We start from the raw sequence: 15172 nt of genomic DNA, 5'->3' as shown, positions 1-15172 counted from the left end.
CTACATAAATAAAATTATATTAAGGGAAATAAAATGAAATCCAAAATTCTAACCGGTTCGATCATCGCAGCTTATGCATTATTGAACACATCTGCATTTGCAGAAGAAACAACCACGCTTGATCCTATCGTTGTAAGTGCTGACTTTAGGGAAGAGAAACTTTCAGAAACTGCTAATAGCGTCACTGTAATAGGAGAAGAAGAGATCTATGATAAATCTACCCAATCATTTATAGAAACTTTGGCAAGTACACCCAATGTGAATTTTTCATCTGGGGCATCTAAAGCAAAATATATACAAATCAGGGGTATAGGTGAAAGAAGCCAATATGCAACACCGGTTAATCCATCAGTAGGTCTTATGGTTGACGGGATCGATTTTTCTAACGCGACTTTAGGTGTTACTATGTTCGATGTAAAACAGATCGAAGTACTTAGAGGACCACAGGGAACAACTTTTGGTGCGAACGGAATGGCAGGTGTTGTGAGTCTTGAGAGCAACGAACCTACAAAAGAGACTGAAGGACATGTTGAAGCGACTATAGGTGACTATAATACCAAAGCATTTGGTGCTGCAGTAGGAGGAACACTGATCAACGATACATTACTTGGTAGAATCTCTGTTTATAAAAATACCAGTGATGGATATATGAAAAACAGTTATTTAAATAGAGAGGATACAAATAATATTGATGAGTTCACTACAAAGGCACATCTACGTTGGTTTGCGTCTGACAAACATACAATTGATCTAAACTATATGTATATAGATATAGATAATGGTTATGATGCCTTTACATTTGATAACTCGCGTACATCACATGCTGATGAACCAGGTAAAGATACTCAGGAGACTAATGCATTTGCTATAAAGTCAACCTATCAGGTGAATCCAAAAATGCATTTGATATCAAGGGTAAGTTATAGTGATTCAGACTTTGAGTACAGTTATGATGAAGATTGGTCATATGTTGGTGAGTTTGATGATTCTCTGTATCCATATAGTTCTTTTGACCAATATCTCAGAGAAAGAAAACAAACAGATATTGATGTAAGATTGGTTTCAGATCAGGATGGACGTATCTTTAATGGTTCTTCGGATTGGACAATTGGCGTTTACTATAAAGATTCAAGTGAAGACCTTACAAGAAATTACACTTACCTTAGTGGCCCATTTGGAAGTACTTATGACACAACAAATAAAGCAATCTATGGTCAGTTGGATACAGCAATTAATCCAAAATTGACTCTTGTAACAGGACTTAGAGTAGAAGGTTGGGATGCAAAATATCGTGATTCTGATTTAATCTCTATCGATACAGATGAAACTTTAGTTGGTGGTAAAGTGGGACTCAATTATCAAGAAGCTGCAGACCGTTTGTACTATATTTCTTTATCAAAAGGCTATAAACCTGGTGGAGTGAATGATGATAATGCTCTGCCTGATGAAGCTAGACAATACGAAACTGAGAATCTATGGAACTTGGAAGCAGGGTTAAACTCCAGTCATTTTGAAAACACACTTACCAGCCGGCTAAATATTTTTTATGGAAAGAGAAAAGACCAGCAGGTAAAAAGTTCTTTGGTTTTGCCAAGACCTGATGGAAGTACAGACTTTATTGACTATTTGACGAATGCAGCAGAGGGTCACTATTATGGTTTAGAGTCAGAGCTTCACTACTATCCTACGGACAGTCTACATTTATATTCAAGTATTGGGTTACTTCAGGCTGAGTTCGATGATTATGTTGATCCTAATCCATCAGCTATAGATATGAATGGTAGAACTCCAGCTCATTCTCCAGAGTATCAGTATAATATAGGGTTTGATTATTCTTTTGCAGATGCTTGGATATTCAAAACCAATGTGGAAGGTAAAGGGAGTTATTATTTCTCTAATAGACATAATGAAAAATCTGACTCATATGCATTACTTAATAGTAGTTTAGAGTATACAAATGGAAACTGGGGAGCAATTGCATGGGCTAGAAATATCACTGATGAAGATTATCAGGTGAGAGGTTTTGGGAGTTTTGGAAATAACCCTGGGAACGGTTATGCAACTGAACTTTATACACAACAGGGAGCACCAAGAACGGTTGGTCTCACTGTAACATACGATTTTTAGGAGAATATACAATGGAAATTTCAGTAGATATAAGTCTCTATCCTTTGCAAGAAGGGTATGAGAAACCGATTTTAGCCTTTATAGCAGCACTTGAAGAAGAGCAGAGTGTTGACGTGGTACGTAATGAATTGAGTACACAGGTACATGGTGACTATCATACCATCATGCAACTGCTTGAAAAAGAGATTCTTTCTGTTTTTGATGAGATACCTCATTCGATATTCGTTATGAAACTTGTAGGAAATAACCGTAAAGGTATCTATTAGGATGGAGATTAACCCAGAAACCATACTGGATGCTTTTGCTGCGATGCCGGCATGGGAAATCCTTGCAGTAGTGTTTGGCATTGCCTATGTACTTCTTGCTGCAAAAGAGTCATTATGGGCTTGGTTCTTCGCCTTTTTTGGCACACTTATCTATACCATCCTCTTCTGGGATGGTGCATTGCTCTCTTCTGCTTTACTCAACTTTTATTATATGATCATGGCAGTGTATGGTTTTGTATTATGGCGAGGAGGAAAAGATAGCAATGAAAATCTAGCGATCACTTCCTGGTCATTGTCAAAAAATATCACTGTTATCATATTTGGTGTTATTATCAGTTTGGTTGTGGGGTATTTATCTGCGACATATACACCGGCAAAATTTGCATATTTAGATGGTTTTGTCATGATCTTTTCTGTTATAGCAACTTGGATGTTAGCAAACAAAATACTTGAAAATTGGATTTTTTGGGTTGTTATAGATGCAGCAGCTGTTGTATTGTACTGGAAGTCAGGATATCATGCTACCATTGTCCTGTTCATGTTCTATATTGTTTTAGCACTCTATGGCTATTTCACTTGGCGTAAGGCTTTCAGTGAATATCGATCTTAGTAAGTATGCACTGTTTGCAGACCAAAAAGTTGAGTATGGTAATTTATTAGAAGATCAAGGGTATTGTAATCTCAATCATCTCCTACATACGGAAAATAAAAAATATCTATTAAGGGAGTTTAAACTCTCTGGTCCAAACCGGAAACTTGAATTTAAGATACAACAAAAAGCATACAAAAAAGGTATCGCTGGTAAACCTTGTATACTGGATGAAAAAAATGGCTTAATGATCTGTGAATTCGTTGAAGGTACACATAAGCAAAAGCTTAATCAAAGAGAGATAAAAAAGATTGCAACACTTTTACAACGTCTTCATCAAATATCTGTAAGAACAAAGCCTATCAACCTAAAAAAATCCTTCACTTCAAAATCTATAGAAGTCAGAAAAGCATTCAAAAAACTTGCAAAAGTTAAAATGGATCATGTGGTATGTCACAATGACCTGAACCCCAAAAATATACTTTTTTCTCATATGATAAAATTGATCGACTGGGAGTATGCGACGATCAATGACAGATATTTCGATCTTGCATCCATTTGTGTAGAGTTTGAGTTGAACAGACGTGAAGAAAACACATTTGTAGAAGCGTATTTTAGAAAGAGAACAAAAGTGGATAGAGAGAAGTTAGATGCTTATAAACTGATCTATAAAGCTTTATGTCTACAATGGTTTGACAATGTAGAGAGGGAAAGCTAAAGTTGATAGATACCTTTCTACTCTCTGTATTGCATGATACTTTATAGGTATAGGGTTTTTACTACGCTTATTCTACCGTCACAGATTTAGCCAGGTTTCTTGGCATATCTACATCATTTCCAAGTCTTACAGAAATTTCTAATGCAAGAAGCTGTGTGACTACCATCATCTCAAAAAACTCTAACATCGGGTGAGAATCATAGTGTGTTTGTATGAAGTCATCAGCCAGATCAAATGTCTCCGGAGAGATCGCACAGATCGTTGCATCTCTGGCACTCAGCTCTTCTACATTTGATTTGATCTTATCGTAGTGCATCGTTTTTGGCATAAGTGCAATGGTGAAGAGTTCACTGTCAGCCAGGGCAATAGGACCGTGTTTCATCTCACCTGCAGGATACCCTTCTGCATGTAAGTAACTTATCTCTTTAAGTTTCAATGCACCTTCAAGTGCAAGTGGGAAGAAGATATCTCTGCCAATGAAGAAGAAACCGTGTCCGTGTAAATAACGCTTAGATAGTCTGTGTAGTTTTGCATGTAGATCATCAGTAACGATCAGGGCTTTAGGTGTATGCAGCATTGCAGCTATTTCGGTCTTAAGTACTTCTTTTGAAACTGTATTTTTTTCTTGTCCCACATAAAGAGATAGCATCCAAAGTACCATCGTTTGTGTGGCAAAGGCTTTTGTACTGGCAACCCCTTTTTCTATACCGGCTCTTGTTAAGATAGCAGCATCACTTTCACGCACGATGGAAGAGTTATCCACATTACAAATACTCAGACTTTTAAGGCCTGCTCTTTTTGCCATTTTAAGGGCTTCGAGTGTATCTGCAGTCTCACCACTTTGTGAAATGGTAATAAAGAGTGTATCCTTTGTAAGTAAAGGCTCCTTATATCTAAATTCCGAAGCGATCTCTACATCACATCTCACTTTTGCGATACGTTCAAAAAGGTATGCTGAGGTTAGTGCAGAGTGGTAGCTGGTACCGCACGCACAGATCTTAATAGCAGAGATCCCTTCAAAGAAGTTTTCATCCAGTTCATCAAGATCGATACTATCATCCAGTACACGACCCATCATTGTCTCGCTCATTACACGACTCTGTTCGTAGATCTCTTTTTCCATGAAAAAGCGGTATCCATCTTTTTGAGCCAGTATTTTATCAGCAGACAGTGTTTGAGTAGTGTAATTTGTACTTCCATTTTTGTCAAATAGATGTACCTTACCGTTTTGAACATAGCCATATTCACCATCTTCAAGATAATAGACCTCTGTTGCTTTACCTATGACAGGAGTGTCTGAAGAGGCAAAATAAACTTCATCATTATCAAACCCTATTAACATAGGAGAACCATTTTTTGCAAAGAAAATGGTATCAGGTGCTGCTTCCGTAATAAGTAGGGTTGCATAGGCGCCATCGAGTCTTTTAATTGTTTCTTCGAAAGACCAAAAAGCTTCACTGGATTTGTTGTAATATTTTTCAAAAAGGTGTACGATCGTTTCGGTATCCGTCTGGCTAAGGAATTTGACACCTTCGTCTTGTAGTTCAGTTTTTAATTCTTGGTAATTTTCGATGATACCGTTATGTACCACATAAGAGTATGCACCTAAATGTGGATGTGCATTGAGTTCTGTTGGTTTCCCATGTGTTGCCCATCTGGTATGGCCTATAGAGATACCAAAACCCTCACTCTCATAGGCCTTGGTCTTGTTGCGTAAATTTTCCAATTTACCTATGGCTTTATAGTCATGAAGTTTATTGCTTTCAATCACTGCGATACCAGCAGAGTCATATCCACGGTATTCAAGTTCTTGTAGGCCTTCCAGCAAGATCTCTTTTTTCTCTTTAGGTCCTATGTATCCAACAATTCCACACATCTTATTTATTTCCTGTAAGTTTATCTATTATAGTATCAACATTATGACAAAAGTTTCCATTCTTTTCGATGAGGAACATATCTTTTACACGGTTCTTCAGCGTATGTATCTTAGCAGTTGCAATGTCGATACCCATCTGATCAAAGAGATAGATTATATACGCAAGTAAACCTTTTTGATCTTTGCAATCAAGATGCATAAGCGCATATGTTTTTGAATGTTCGCAGTTGATTTCAATTTCATTTGACTGAATATGGGGGATTTTGGGTGTACTGCTTTGAGGTGTTTGAAATGCATTATGGATCATCTCTTCAATAAAACCAATCTCTTCTACATTGACAGTTTCAGAAAAATCTATTTTAAAATATTTAAGACCATCAAAAAGTTTACATATATCCATATTGACTATATCTAAACTTGAAAGTTTTGACAGAAGGTAACTTAAATTAATGTTATCTTTTCGTATGATCTCAATTGTTAAATATTCTTTATTCATGATGGCAAATTCGTAGTGCTTTGTTTCAAAGGCTTTTTTGCTGATAGCAAGTATACGTTTTGTGTTATAACGTAAAAACAAAAGGTTTGAAGGAATTTGTAAGATCTTTTTTTGTTGTGTTCTACTCAGGTTAAGAAATTCAGCATTTCTTTTTAAGCTCAACTCTTTTTTGAGACGTTTTTCAGTTTCATCGATGATAGTCGTTTGTCCCAGAACACTTAAAGAGTGTTTATAAAGTGTTTTTAGGAGCTTTGCATTAAAGGAATTATAGATACCATTTCCTACACCATTCATATCTGCATAGGTTAAAATATAGATCATATCCAAGAGCTTTTTTGTTCTAAAATGTGAAGCAAAAGAGAATATCACCGTTTCATTATATAGATCTTCTCTTTGCGCAACTTTACTCATCAGTGTATGATAGTGTATGAGCGTTTCTCCCATTTTAATAAGTGCATCGTCTATCTGTAGCTTGCTGGCAAAAACTTTAAAGAGAGAAGCACCTACAAAATGATGATCCCGCTTACGTCCTTTCCCTGCATCATGTAAGAATACCACCAGTTTAAGCATGGCTTTTTCATCATTAGAAAGTGCATCCCAGAGTGTTTGTGTCAAATCATCTTCTATGTTTTCCAAATGATAGAGACATTTGAGTGAATGTATATCAACGGCATACTGATGATAACCATCGAATTGAGGTAAATCAATAACTCTTTTGATCGGGGGAATAGTGTATCTCAAAAGTTTTGCATGTGAGAATGCTGTAAAAATTGAGTAACAATGTGGTTGATAAAGTAGTGTGCGTATAGTTCTGTACAATGTCTTATTTAGTCGCTCAGGTCTCTTAATAGTTATAAGTTGCTGGAGGAGTGTCGGATGTGCATAAAAAGGTTCATCCGCATGTACTCTCAGTTGAATAAGGATATCATTAAAATTCTTCGTATCTTTTCGAGGATAAACATAATTTTTGCCTAAATTATTTTCGTTGTAGTTCTTAGTGAGCGCATCAAGCCAGATAATACTGTATAGTCTGATAGATTTAAGGCTCGCTGTTACCTTTTTTGCAAAACGCATATGCCCATCTTTACTATTTTCGTATCCAAGCAGTGTTGCGATACTAGGTATGAGGTCAAGACGTAATTTATCTTCCTTTTTCTTTGTAACAAGATGAAGGGCAGAACGTACACGAAATAAAAACTCTAAGGCGATACGAAAGCTTCTGTACTCTTTTTCTGAGACAATATCAGCGGGTAGATTTTTTATATTACTCACATTAAAAAGTACTTTCCCTACCCAAAAAACTAGATTTGCATCACGAAAACCACCTACACCTTCTTTCAGATTTGGTTCCATTGTAAGTGGGTATTTACGGTGTTTTATCTCTTGCTCTTCCAGTTTAAGTCGTATGAATTCTTCTATATTGTTATGACGTATTTGTGTGATAGCATTTTGTGTTTCTGTCCAAATGAATGTTGACCCTTCTATCATACGGGATTCGATCAATGCCGTTTTAATGGTTATATCCGTTTGAGATACACCATACAGATCATCGATCGTATGTACTCTATGCCCCAGTTTTAAACCAGTATCCCAGAGGATGTAAAGCATTTTTTCGATCATCTCTTTGAGGTTATATCCAGGTACATCTTTGTAGACGATCATAAGATCTATATCGGAATGTACACAGAGCTGTTCTCTACCGTAACTTCCCAATGCGACAAGTGCAAGTGGAATGGAGTTTTTCATAGGAAGATAATCACCAAACATGTCACGTGCAGCCACTTTGTAGACGAGTTTTAAAATACTGTCTATTTTTTTAGTATGCTTCACAAGAAAATCTTTTCCTCCAGAAGTAGCAAAAGTCTCTTCAAGGGTGTCAAAATAGATTTTAATATCTTGTTTAAGTACTTTGGCGATCTGAAAATCGGCTGCATTGTTATAAAGCAACTCTTCTATTTGGGCTTTAAGTGTATCCAATGTGACTCTCCATAATGTTATATTGGTATAATACCCAAAAATAACTATGGATGTACGCAGAATGGATTTGATACAAAAAGTACGTAACAAAGAGAGGCTTACGCAAGAAGAGGGCGAAGCACTTTATGATCTTGATCTTTATACACTTGGTGAGCTTGCCGATGAAATTCGTAGAGAGAAATATGGAAATAAAAGTTACTTTAATATAAACCGACATATAAACCCTACGAATGTCTGCGCAGATATTTGTAAATTTTGTGCCTATTCTGCAAGTAGGAAAAATCCAAACCAATATACTATGACCCATGAGCAGATCTTAGACATTGTGAAAAACTCTGTTAAAAATGGTGCAAAAGAGATGCACATTGTCTCAGCACACAACCCTAACGATGGTGTAGAATGGTATATGGTCGCTTTTAGAAAGATAAAAGAGCAGTTTCCTGATTTACACATTAAAGCAATGACAGCAGCAGAGATAGATTTCTTAACTAGAGAGTATGGACATAGCTATGATGAAGTGATCGATATGATGATAGAAAATGGTGTTGACTCTATGCCTGGTGGTGGTGCAGAGATCTTTGATGAAGAAGTACGTGAATATCTATGTAAGGGAAAAGTCACTTCTGACCAGTGGATAGAGATACATCAAAAATGGCATGAGAGAGGCAGGGAAAGTAATGCTACAATGCTTTTTGGGCACGTAGAAACACGTGCACATCGTATAGATCACATGATCAGGCTACGTGACCTGCAAGATAAGACAGGCGGATTTAATGCCTTTATCCCTTTAGTCTATCAAAGAGACAACAACTTTCTCAAAGTGAAAGAGTTTCCTACAGGGCAGGAGATACTCAAAACCTATGCCATTAGCCGTATCATGTTAGATAACATTCCGCATATTAAAGCATACTGGGTGACCGCATCAGTAAATCTTGCACTTATTGCTCAAGAATTCGGTTGTGATGACCTGGATGGTACTATAGAAAAAGAGTCTATTCAGTCTGCAGCTGGGGCAGCAAGCAGTCATGGAATGGATCTTGATAATTTTGTGGCCTTGATAAAAAACTCTGGATTCAAACCTATAGAACGTGACAGTCTTTATAACGAATTAGAAGTGTATTAGGATGGAAAAACGTTATTATCCATATGAAGATTTTTTGGATGATACAAAATCTTTGACCCAAAAGATAGATTGGAAGTTTGACACGATTATTCCTATTGCAAGAGGAGGATTCTCTTTAGCGCATCTTCTAGGAGAGTATTACAATATCAGAGAAGTTTACAGTATTAATACAATTGGCTATGATGATACCATCAAATTAGAGAGTGTGAAAGTTTTTAATATTCCTGAATTGGGTGAGGCTAAAAATGTACTTATTGTTGATGATATTGTTGACAGTGGTGATACTTTGGTAGAGGTTTTAAAGGTATTACGTCAAGCATATCCAAACGTTAACTTTAAAACAGCGGCACTTTTTTATAAGAAAAGTGCTAAAATAGCTCCAGATTGGTATGTCAAGGAAGCAGATAAGTGGATCGAGTTTTTTTGGACAGAAGATATAAAGAGGAAGATATAAAATGGTATTAATGATAGATAACTATGATAGCTTTACCTACAACGTAGTGCAGTATTGTAGAGAATTGGGTGCAGATCTAAAGATCATACGTAATGATGAAATGACTATAGATGAGATAAAAGCACTGAATCCTGAAAAGATCATCCTTTCTCCTGGACCTTCTACACCAGATGATGCAGGTGTGACACTGGACGTGATTAAAGAATTCGCGGATACTACACCTATTTTTGGCATATGTTTGGGACATCAGAGCATTGCACAGGCTTTTGGCGGAGATGTGATCAGAGCTAAAAATATGATGCATGGAAAAACGTCACAAATCGTTGTAGATGCTCAGACACCTATTTTTAAAGATCTACCAGATGAGTTCAGAGCTACACGTTATCACTCATTAACTGTTAAAAAAGAGACTTTGCCTGACACTATAATTGCGACATCACATAGTAAAGATGATGATGAGATCATGTCACTGCAGATCAAAGACAAACCTATTTATGGTGTGCAATTCCATCCTGAATCCATAATGAGCGAACATGGACATGAGATGTTAGATAATTTTTTAAAACTCTAAGATCTAAAAATGAAAAAACAGCATTTCTTTTTAGCATTTTTCTTTTATACTATTGCTGTTTTTTATCTTGCTGTAACAACTCCCATTACTGCTCATGAGGCAAAGATACTTTATACTTCAGATGATATTGTAGGTGCGCTGGTAAAGTGGGGTGATAGCCTTGGTATCGGGATCATAGGTTTAAGAATTTTTTCACTCTTTTTTGGTTTTCTTGCTATAGGACTTTTTTATGAATTAAGCAAACGTCATTTTAAACAAAATAAAGATGTCTATCTCTCTACACTTATTTTTATGTTTTTGCCCGGAATCCTTACTGCAACGACCTTGGCAAATGTAGCTATTATCGTATTGCCTATTGTGTTACTTTTTGTGTTGCTTTATGAAAAAGGTCACTATCTTCTACTCCCGCCATTGATGTTGGCACTTTTCTTTATACATGAGGCATCTATTATTTTCTTTGTTGCCGTTTTACTTTATGCTGTGATGCATAGAGAGAAGAAATTGGCAATTTTGTCCTTTGCATTTCTTTTAGCGTTTGTCTATTTTTCCAAAGGTATTGAGATAGGAGGACAACCTTCAGGACATTTTGTGGAAGTGTTTGGCCTTTATGCTACTGTTTTTTCACCTTTACTGTTTATCTATTTCTTCTATGCAATGTATCGTATCTTGCTAAAAGAGGATAAATCACTTATTTGGTACATATCATTTACGGCACTTGCGTTCTCTTTACTGCTCTCGATTAGACAGCGTATACATATTACTGACTTTGCTCCTTATGTTATGATCGCAATTGTACTTATGTTGAGCCTGTTTAATGATACTATTGGTGTACGTCTGCCTCAATTCCAGAAACGATACAAACGAGGTTTTTTAGTAGTAGTTTCCTTTCTGGCTTTAACTGTTTTCCTTATAGTTGGACATAAATCATTATATTTGGTGCTAGAGGACCCTAGAAAGCATTTTGCACACCGAATATACAAACCCTATCTTTTGGCAAAAGAGTTAAAATCAGAAGGTATAGAGTGTTACGATGGGGCACATGGAAGAGAACGTTATCAGCTCAGATATTATGAAATTCTCCCTTGTCCTGAGTAAGCGTTTCAAATCCTCAAAAACTGTTTCTAAAATACACAATATTTACTTTATACTTATAGTTTATATTACTTTTACAAAAGTTAAATCTATCTCCTGCTAGACTATACAGAACTAAACTAAAGGAGAACTCGATGGCTCAAAAGGCGATTAGAGAGTATGACGCAAAGTCAATTCTAGCAAAACATTGGGATAAGTACTTCCCAGATTTTACTTATGCATATGAAACAGTAATGGTTCAAAATGGATCAGAACTAACAGAAGCTGCAAAAGCAAACACATGGTTAAGCGAAAAGGCATTGGTTGCAAAACCAGATATGCTTTTTGGTAAAAGAGGTAAAAACGATTTAGTACTTTTTAGAGATGCTAAACCAGGTGATGTTTCATTAGCTAAAGCTGTTAGCTGGATCGATGAAAAGTCAAGTACTGAGCAATCAGTTTATTTCTCATTTGATGGTGATACACCAACAGGTGAACCATCAGTTGATATGTTGACTCACTTTATAGTTGAACCATTTACACCACACTCACAGGAAGAAGAGTATTATATCTCTGCTACATGTGTAGGTGATGACGATATGCTTTATATGTCTGCTGAAGGTGGTATGGAAGTTGAAGAGGGTTGGGAAGAAAAAGTAACAGAAGTTGCATTCAAGATCACTGACTCTGAAGATGTGATCGCTGAAAGAATCAGAGCGAATGTTCCTGCTGATGTTGCAGAAAAAGACAAAGCTCAGTTTGCTGAGTTTGCAATCGGTTTCTTTAGAGCATACAGAGAATTAAACTTTGCATACCTTGAGATCAACCCGTTTGTAATGCAAGGAAACAAGATCGAACTTCTCGATATGGTTGCAAAGCTAGATGATACTGCTGGGTTTATGATGGTAGAAGAGTGGGGTGATGTTGCTTACCCAACTGCATTTGGTATGGAAGCTAAATCTCCAGAAGTTGAAGCGATTGAAGAAGCAGATGCTAAAACAGGTGCTTCACTTAAATTGACACTACTTAAACCAGAAGCACGTATCTGGACAATGGTAGCTGGTGGTGGTGCTTCAGTTGTATATGCTGATACTATTGCTGATTTTGCCGGTATCGATGACCTTGCTAACTATGGTGAGTACTCGGGTGGACCAACAACTGGTGAGACTAAATTCTATGCAGAAACTCTTCTTGATCTTATGACAAGAGAAAAAGATGCACAGGGTAGAGATAAGATCCTTATCATTGGTGGAGCGATCGCTAACTTTACTGATGTTGCAAAAACATTTACAGGTATCATTCAAGCATTTGAAGAGTATCAAGATAAAATGAAAGAAGTAGGAGTCAAGATTTACGTTAGACGTGGTGGACCAAACTATGAAAAAGGTCTTAAAGATATTAAAGAAGCAGCTGATAGAATGGGTCTTTACATTGAAGTATATGGACCAGAGACACATGTTACAGACATCGTGCGTATGGCACTAGAAGCGTAGGGAGAGAAGAATGTCAAAATTATTTACTAAAGACACACAAGCAATTTTTTGGAATAACAATAAAACTGCTATCCAAAGAATGTTAGACTATGATTACACAATTAAAAGAGAAAAGCCATCAGTAGCAGCTATCGTTGCTCCTACTTCAAGTAACAAATTTGATAAGTTTTTCTGGGGTGGCGATGAGATCATGATCCCACTTTACAAAACAACTGCTGAAGCAAAAGCTGCTCATCCAGAGGCTGAGTCACTTCTTAACTTCGCATCATTCAGAACAGCATATGATGTAACTATGGAAGCACTTAACATTGGTGGATTCAAATCTATCATGATCACAGCTGAAGGTATCCCTGAGAGACTTGCACGTGGTATGAACGAATTTGCGAGAGAAAAAGGTGTAACAGTAATTGGACCAGCAACTGTTGGTGCTATTGCTCCAGGTGCATTTAAAATTGCAAACATCGGTGGTACTATTGACAACATCATCAACTCTAAATTACACAGAGCTGGTTCTTGTGGTCTAGTAACACGTTCAGGTGGTCTTTTCAATGAGCTTTCTAATATCATTGCTATCAATGCTGATGGTATTGCTGAAGGTGTAGCGATCGGTGGAGACAGATTCGTTGGTTCAGTATTTATTGATAATCTTCTTAGAATGGAAGAGAACCCGGAAGTAAAATATATGATCCTTCTTGGTGAAGTTGGTGGTACTGAAGAGTACAAAGTGATCGAAGCGGTTAAATCAGGTAAGATCAAAAAACCAATTATCGCATGGTGTATCGGTACAATTGCTAAGTATTATGATTCAGGTGTTCAATTCGGTCACGCAGGTGCTTCTGCAAATGCTGATTCTGAAACTGCTGAGTACAAAAACAATGCTATGAGAGAAGCTGGTATTCATGTTCCAGCATCATTCAATGACCTTCCAGCTATGATTAAAGAAGTATTTACAAGCCTTAATTTACCTGCAATTCCAGAGCCAGAAATGAACACGGTTCCTAAAGCGAGAAGATCTAAAGAGTTTATCTGTACGATCTCTGATGATAGAGGTGAAGAAGCACACTACTGTGGTTTCCCAATTTCATCTGTTGCAACACCAGATACAGGATTTACAGTTGGTGATGTAATGTCGATTCTTTGGTTTAAGAAAAGATACCCAAGATGGGCTGTTGATTTCTTAGAAACTGTACTTAAGACAGTTGCAGACCATGGACCAGCAGTATCAGGTGCGCACAATGCAAAAGTAACTGCACGTGCTGGTAAAGATGTTATCTCTTCACTTATCGCTGGTCTTCTTACAATCGGACCAAGATTTGGTGGGGCAATTGATGGTGCAGCTGAACACTTCAAGTATGCAGATGATCATAACCTTTCACCAAAAGAGTTCTTAGCACATATGAAGAAGCAAGGTATACCAATTCCAGGTATCGGACACAGAATTAAGTCACTTAAGAATCCTGATCTAAGAGTTAAGGGGCTTATGGACTTTGCTGCAGAAAATTTCCCTGCAACACCACTTCTTGATTATGCAAGAACAGTAGAGGCATTGACTACATCTAAGAAAGAGAACCTCATTCTTAATGTTGATGGTACTATCGGTATTCTTATGGTTGATATGTGGAGAGCTTTAGATTACACTGATGAAGAGATCGATGTATTCATCGAAGCGGGTGCACTTAATGCGTTCTTTATCCTTGGTAGAAGTATTGGGTTTATTGGTCATATTCTTGATGAAAAACGTCTTGCAATGCCGATGTACAGACATCCAATGGATGATATCCTTTACGACGTTAAAAAAGCAGAAGAGCTATAATTCCCTTCTTCTGTTGTATACCCAGCTGGACGAACTTGGTTTCGTTCAGTTATTTGTAATTAAACCCTCTTCATATATAACTCCATTCATAAAATCTACTAAAAATTAAAAATTATTTATTTCCAAATTTGATGCTTATATACACTATTTAGATCCTGTATTCAAATCATATTTTCTTTATTTTTCACGCTAAAAGAAGAATGTATGCATTTTAATAGTCTAAAATTAGACAAATAATTAGCTGATCTTCTTTTTTTTCTAAAAAATTATACCTGTATCTCTATTTTTTTCTTATCCGATCCTCATTTATATTTTTATAATAAAAGTAATAATATAGCTTTAAATTATATAGAGAATATTTTAGCATTCGTCAAGTAATGTCTCATTGGGCATTTGACGTAAATTGAACTAAAATAAGCCAGTTTTTATCAATTTTACCTATATAATGTAAGTAAAAAAAGAATTTCAGTAAATTTTGAATAAAGTTCAAAAAACCCTTGACAATAAAGGGAGTCGGTGCTATAATACGCGTCCAACAACACATGGACCTCTAACGAGTTGTTAGAAAGAGTGTTATTGAGTGATCTTTGACAACCAA

Annotated in this window: 12 protein-coding genes; 10 read left to right on the top strand and 2 right to left on the bottom strand. The window is 36.6% G+C overall.

The genetic code is table 11. The features are described from left to right. Positions 1–33 precede the first annotated feature (33 nt). The 4 genes from WBM70_RS07450 to WBM70_RS07435 are packed head-to-tail and all read left to right on the top strand — an operon-like array spanning position 34 to position 3700. Positions 34–2127: a TonB-dependent receptor gene (locus WBM70_RS07450; protein WP_424557871.1), complete on the top strand. Its 2094-nt coding sequence runs from the start codon at positions 34–36 to the stop codon at positions 2125–2127. A gap of 11 nt (positions 2128–2138) precedes the next feature. Continuing rightward, positions 2139–2393 carry a YkoF family thiamine/hydroxymethylpyrimidine-binding protein gene (locus tag WBM70_RS07445; protein ID WP_424557870.1) on the top strand — a complete coding sequence of 85 codons (255 nt, stop codon included), beginning with the start codon at positions 2139–2141 and terminating at the stop codon, positions 2391–2393. A 1-nt stretch (position 2394) separates the two neighbouring features. Next, positions 2395–3003 (top strand): nicotinamide riboside transporter PnuC, encoded by a 609-nt coding sequence (pnuC, locus tag WBM70_RS07440; RefSeq protein WP_424557869.1) that lies wholly within the window; start codon positions 2395–2397, stop codon positions 3001–3003. Beyond that, positions 2987–3700, top strand: coding sequence for a choline/ethanolamine kinase family protein (locus WBM70_RS07435; RefSeq protein WP_424557868.1), 714 nt, complete (start codon positions 2987–2989; stop codon positions 3698–3700). The genes pnuC and WBM70_RS07435 overlap by 17 nt, the downstream gene beginning before the upstream one ends. A 67-nt stretch (positions 3701–3767) precedes the next feature. On the opposite strand, the gene glmS is transcribed toward WBM70_RS07435, so the two are convergent. Together glmS and WBM70_RS07425 are read right to left on the bottom strand one after the other, a co-directional pair. Beyond that, the gene (gene glmS, locus WBM70_RS07430; RefSeq protein WP_424557867.1) at positions 3768–5576 is read right to left on the bottom strand and encodes a glutamine--fructose-6-phosphate transaminase (isomerizing); all 1809 of its coding nucleotides are present in this window, start codon (positions 5574–5576) and stop codon (positions 3768–3770) included. A 1-nt stretch (position 5577) separates the two neighbouring features. Next, positions 5578–8049: an HD domain-containing protein gene (locus WBM70_RS07425; protein WP_424557866.1), complete on the bottom strand. Its 2472-nt coding sequence runs from the start codon at positions 8047–8049 to the stop codon at positions 5578–5580. 61 nt (positions 8050–8110) lie between these two features. On the opposite strand from WBM70_RS07425, the gene mqnE reads away from it, so the two are divergent. The 6 genes from mqnE to WBM70_RS07395 all read left to right on the top strand — a co-directional run bounded on the left by mqnE (position 8111) and on the right by WBM70_RS07395 (position 14574). Further along, positions 8111–9172, top strand: a complete 1062-nt coding sequence (gene mqnE, locus WBM70_RS07420; protein WP_424557865.1) for an aminofutalosine synthase MqnE — start codon at positions 8111–8113, stop codon at positions 9170–9172. A gap of 1 nt (position 9173) precedes the next feature. Next, on the top strand, positions 9174–9626 hold the full coding sequence (locus WBM70_RS07415) for a phosphoribosyltransferase (RefSeq protein WP_424557864.1): 453 nt from the start codon (positions 9174–9176) through the stop codon (positions 9624–9626). A 1-nt stretch (position 9627) separates the two neighbouring features. Then, positions 9628–10197, top strand: coding sequence for an anthranilate synthase component II (locus WBM70_RS07410; RefSeq protein ID WP_424557863.1), 570 nt, complete (start codon positions 9628–9630; stop codon positions 10195–10197). Between the two features lie 9 nt (positions 10198–10206). After that, complete coding sequence (locus WBM70_RS07405; RefSeq protein ID WP_424557862.1) at positions 10207–11292, top strand: hypothetical protein; 1086 nt, start codon at positions 10207–10209, stop codon at positions 11290–11292. Positions 11293–11423: 131 nt separating this feature from the next. Continuing rightward, on the top strand, positions 11424–12761 hold the full coding sequence (locus WBM70_RS07400; protein WP_424557861.1) for an ATP citrate lyase citrate-binding domain-containing protein: 1338 nt from the start codon (positions 11424–11426) through the stop codon (positions 12759–12761). A gap of 10 nt (positions 12762–12771) precedes the next feature. Further along, positions 12772–14574 (top strand): citrate/2-methylcitrate synthase, encoded by a 1803-nt coding sequence (locus WBM70_RS07395; protein WP_424557860.1) that lies wholly within the window; start codon positions 12772–12774, stop codon positions 14572–14574. Positions 14575–15172 lie beyond the last annotated feature (598 nt).

It is taken from the genome of Sulfurovum sp., from assembly GCF_049668085.1.
Lineage (GTDB): Bacteria > Campylobacterota > Campylobacteria > Campylobacterales > Sulfurovaceae > Sulfurovum.
This window is presented reverse-complemented; position numbering and strand designations above follow the sequence as displayed.

Coding starts and splice junctions, on each gene's coding strand:
- WBM70_RS07450 (WP_424557871.1), top strand. CDS start 34: ATGAAATCCAAAATTCTAACCGGTTCGATCATCGCAGCTTATGCATTA.
- pnuC (WP_424557869.1), top strand. CDS start 2,395: ATGGAGATTAACCCAGAAACCATACTGGATGCTTTTGCTGCGATGCCG.
- WBM70_RS07405 (WP_424557862.1), top strand. CDS start 10,207: ATGAAAAAACAGCATTTCTTTTTAGCATTTTTCTTTTATACTATTGCT.
- WBM70_RS07410 (WP_424557863.1), top strand. CDS start 9,628: ATGGTATTAATGATAGATAACTATGATAGCTTTACCTACAACGTAGTG.
- WBM70_RS07445 (WP_424557870.1), top strand. CDS start 2,139: ATGGAAATTTCAGTAGATATAAGTCTCTATCCTTTGCAAGAAGGGTAT.
- WBM70_RS07415 (WP_424557864.1), top strand. CDS start 9,174: ATGGAAAAACGTTATTATCCATATGAAGATTTTTTGGATGATACAAAA.
- glmS (WP_424557867.1), bottom strand. CDS start 5,576: ATGTGTGGAATTGTTGGATACATAGGACCTAAAGAGAAAAAAGAGATC.
- mqnE (WP_424557865.1), top strand. CDS start 8,111: ATGGATTTGATACAAAAAGTACGTAACAAAGAGAGGCTTACGCAAGAA.
- WBM70_RS07400 (WP_424557861.1), top strand. CDS start 11,424: ATGGCTCAAAAGGCGATTAGAGAGTATGACGCAAAGTCAATTCTAGCA.
- WBM70_RS07395 (WP_424557860.1), top strand. CDS start 12,772: ATGTCAAAATTATTTACTAAAGACACACAAGCAATTTTTTGGAATAAC.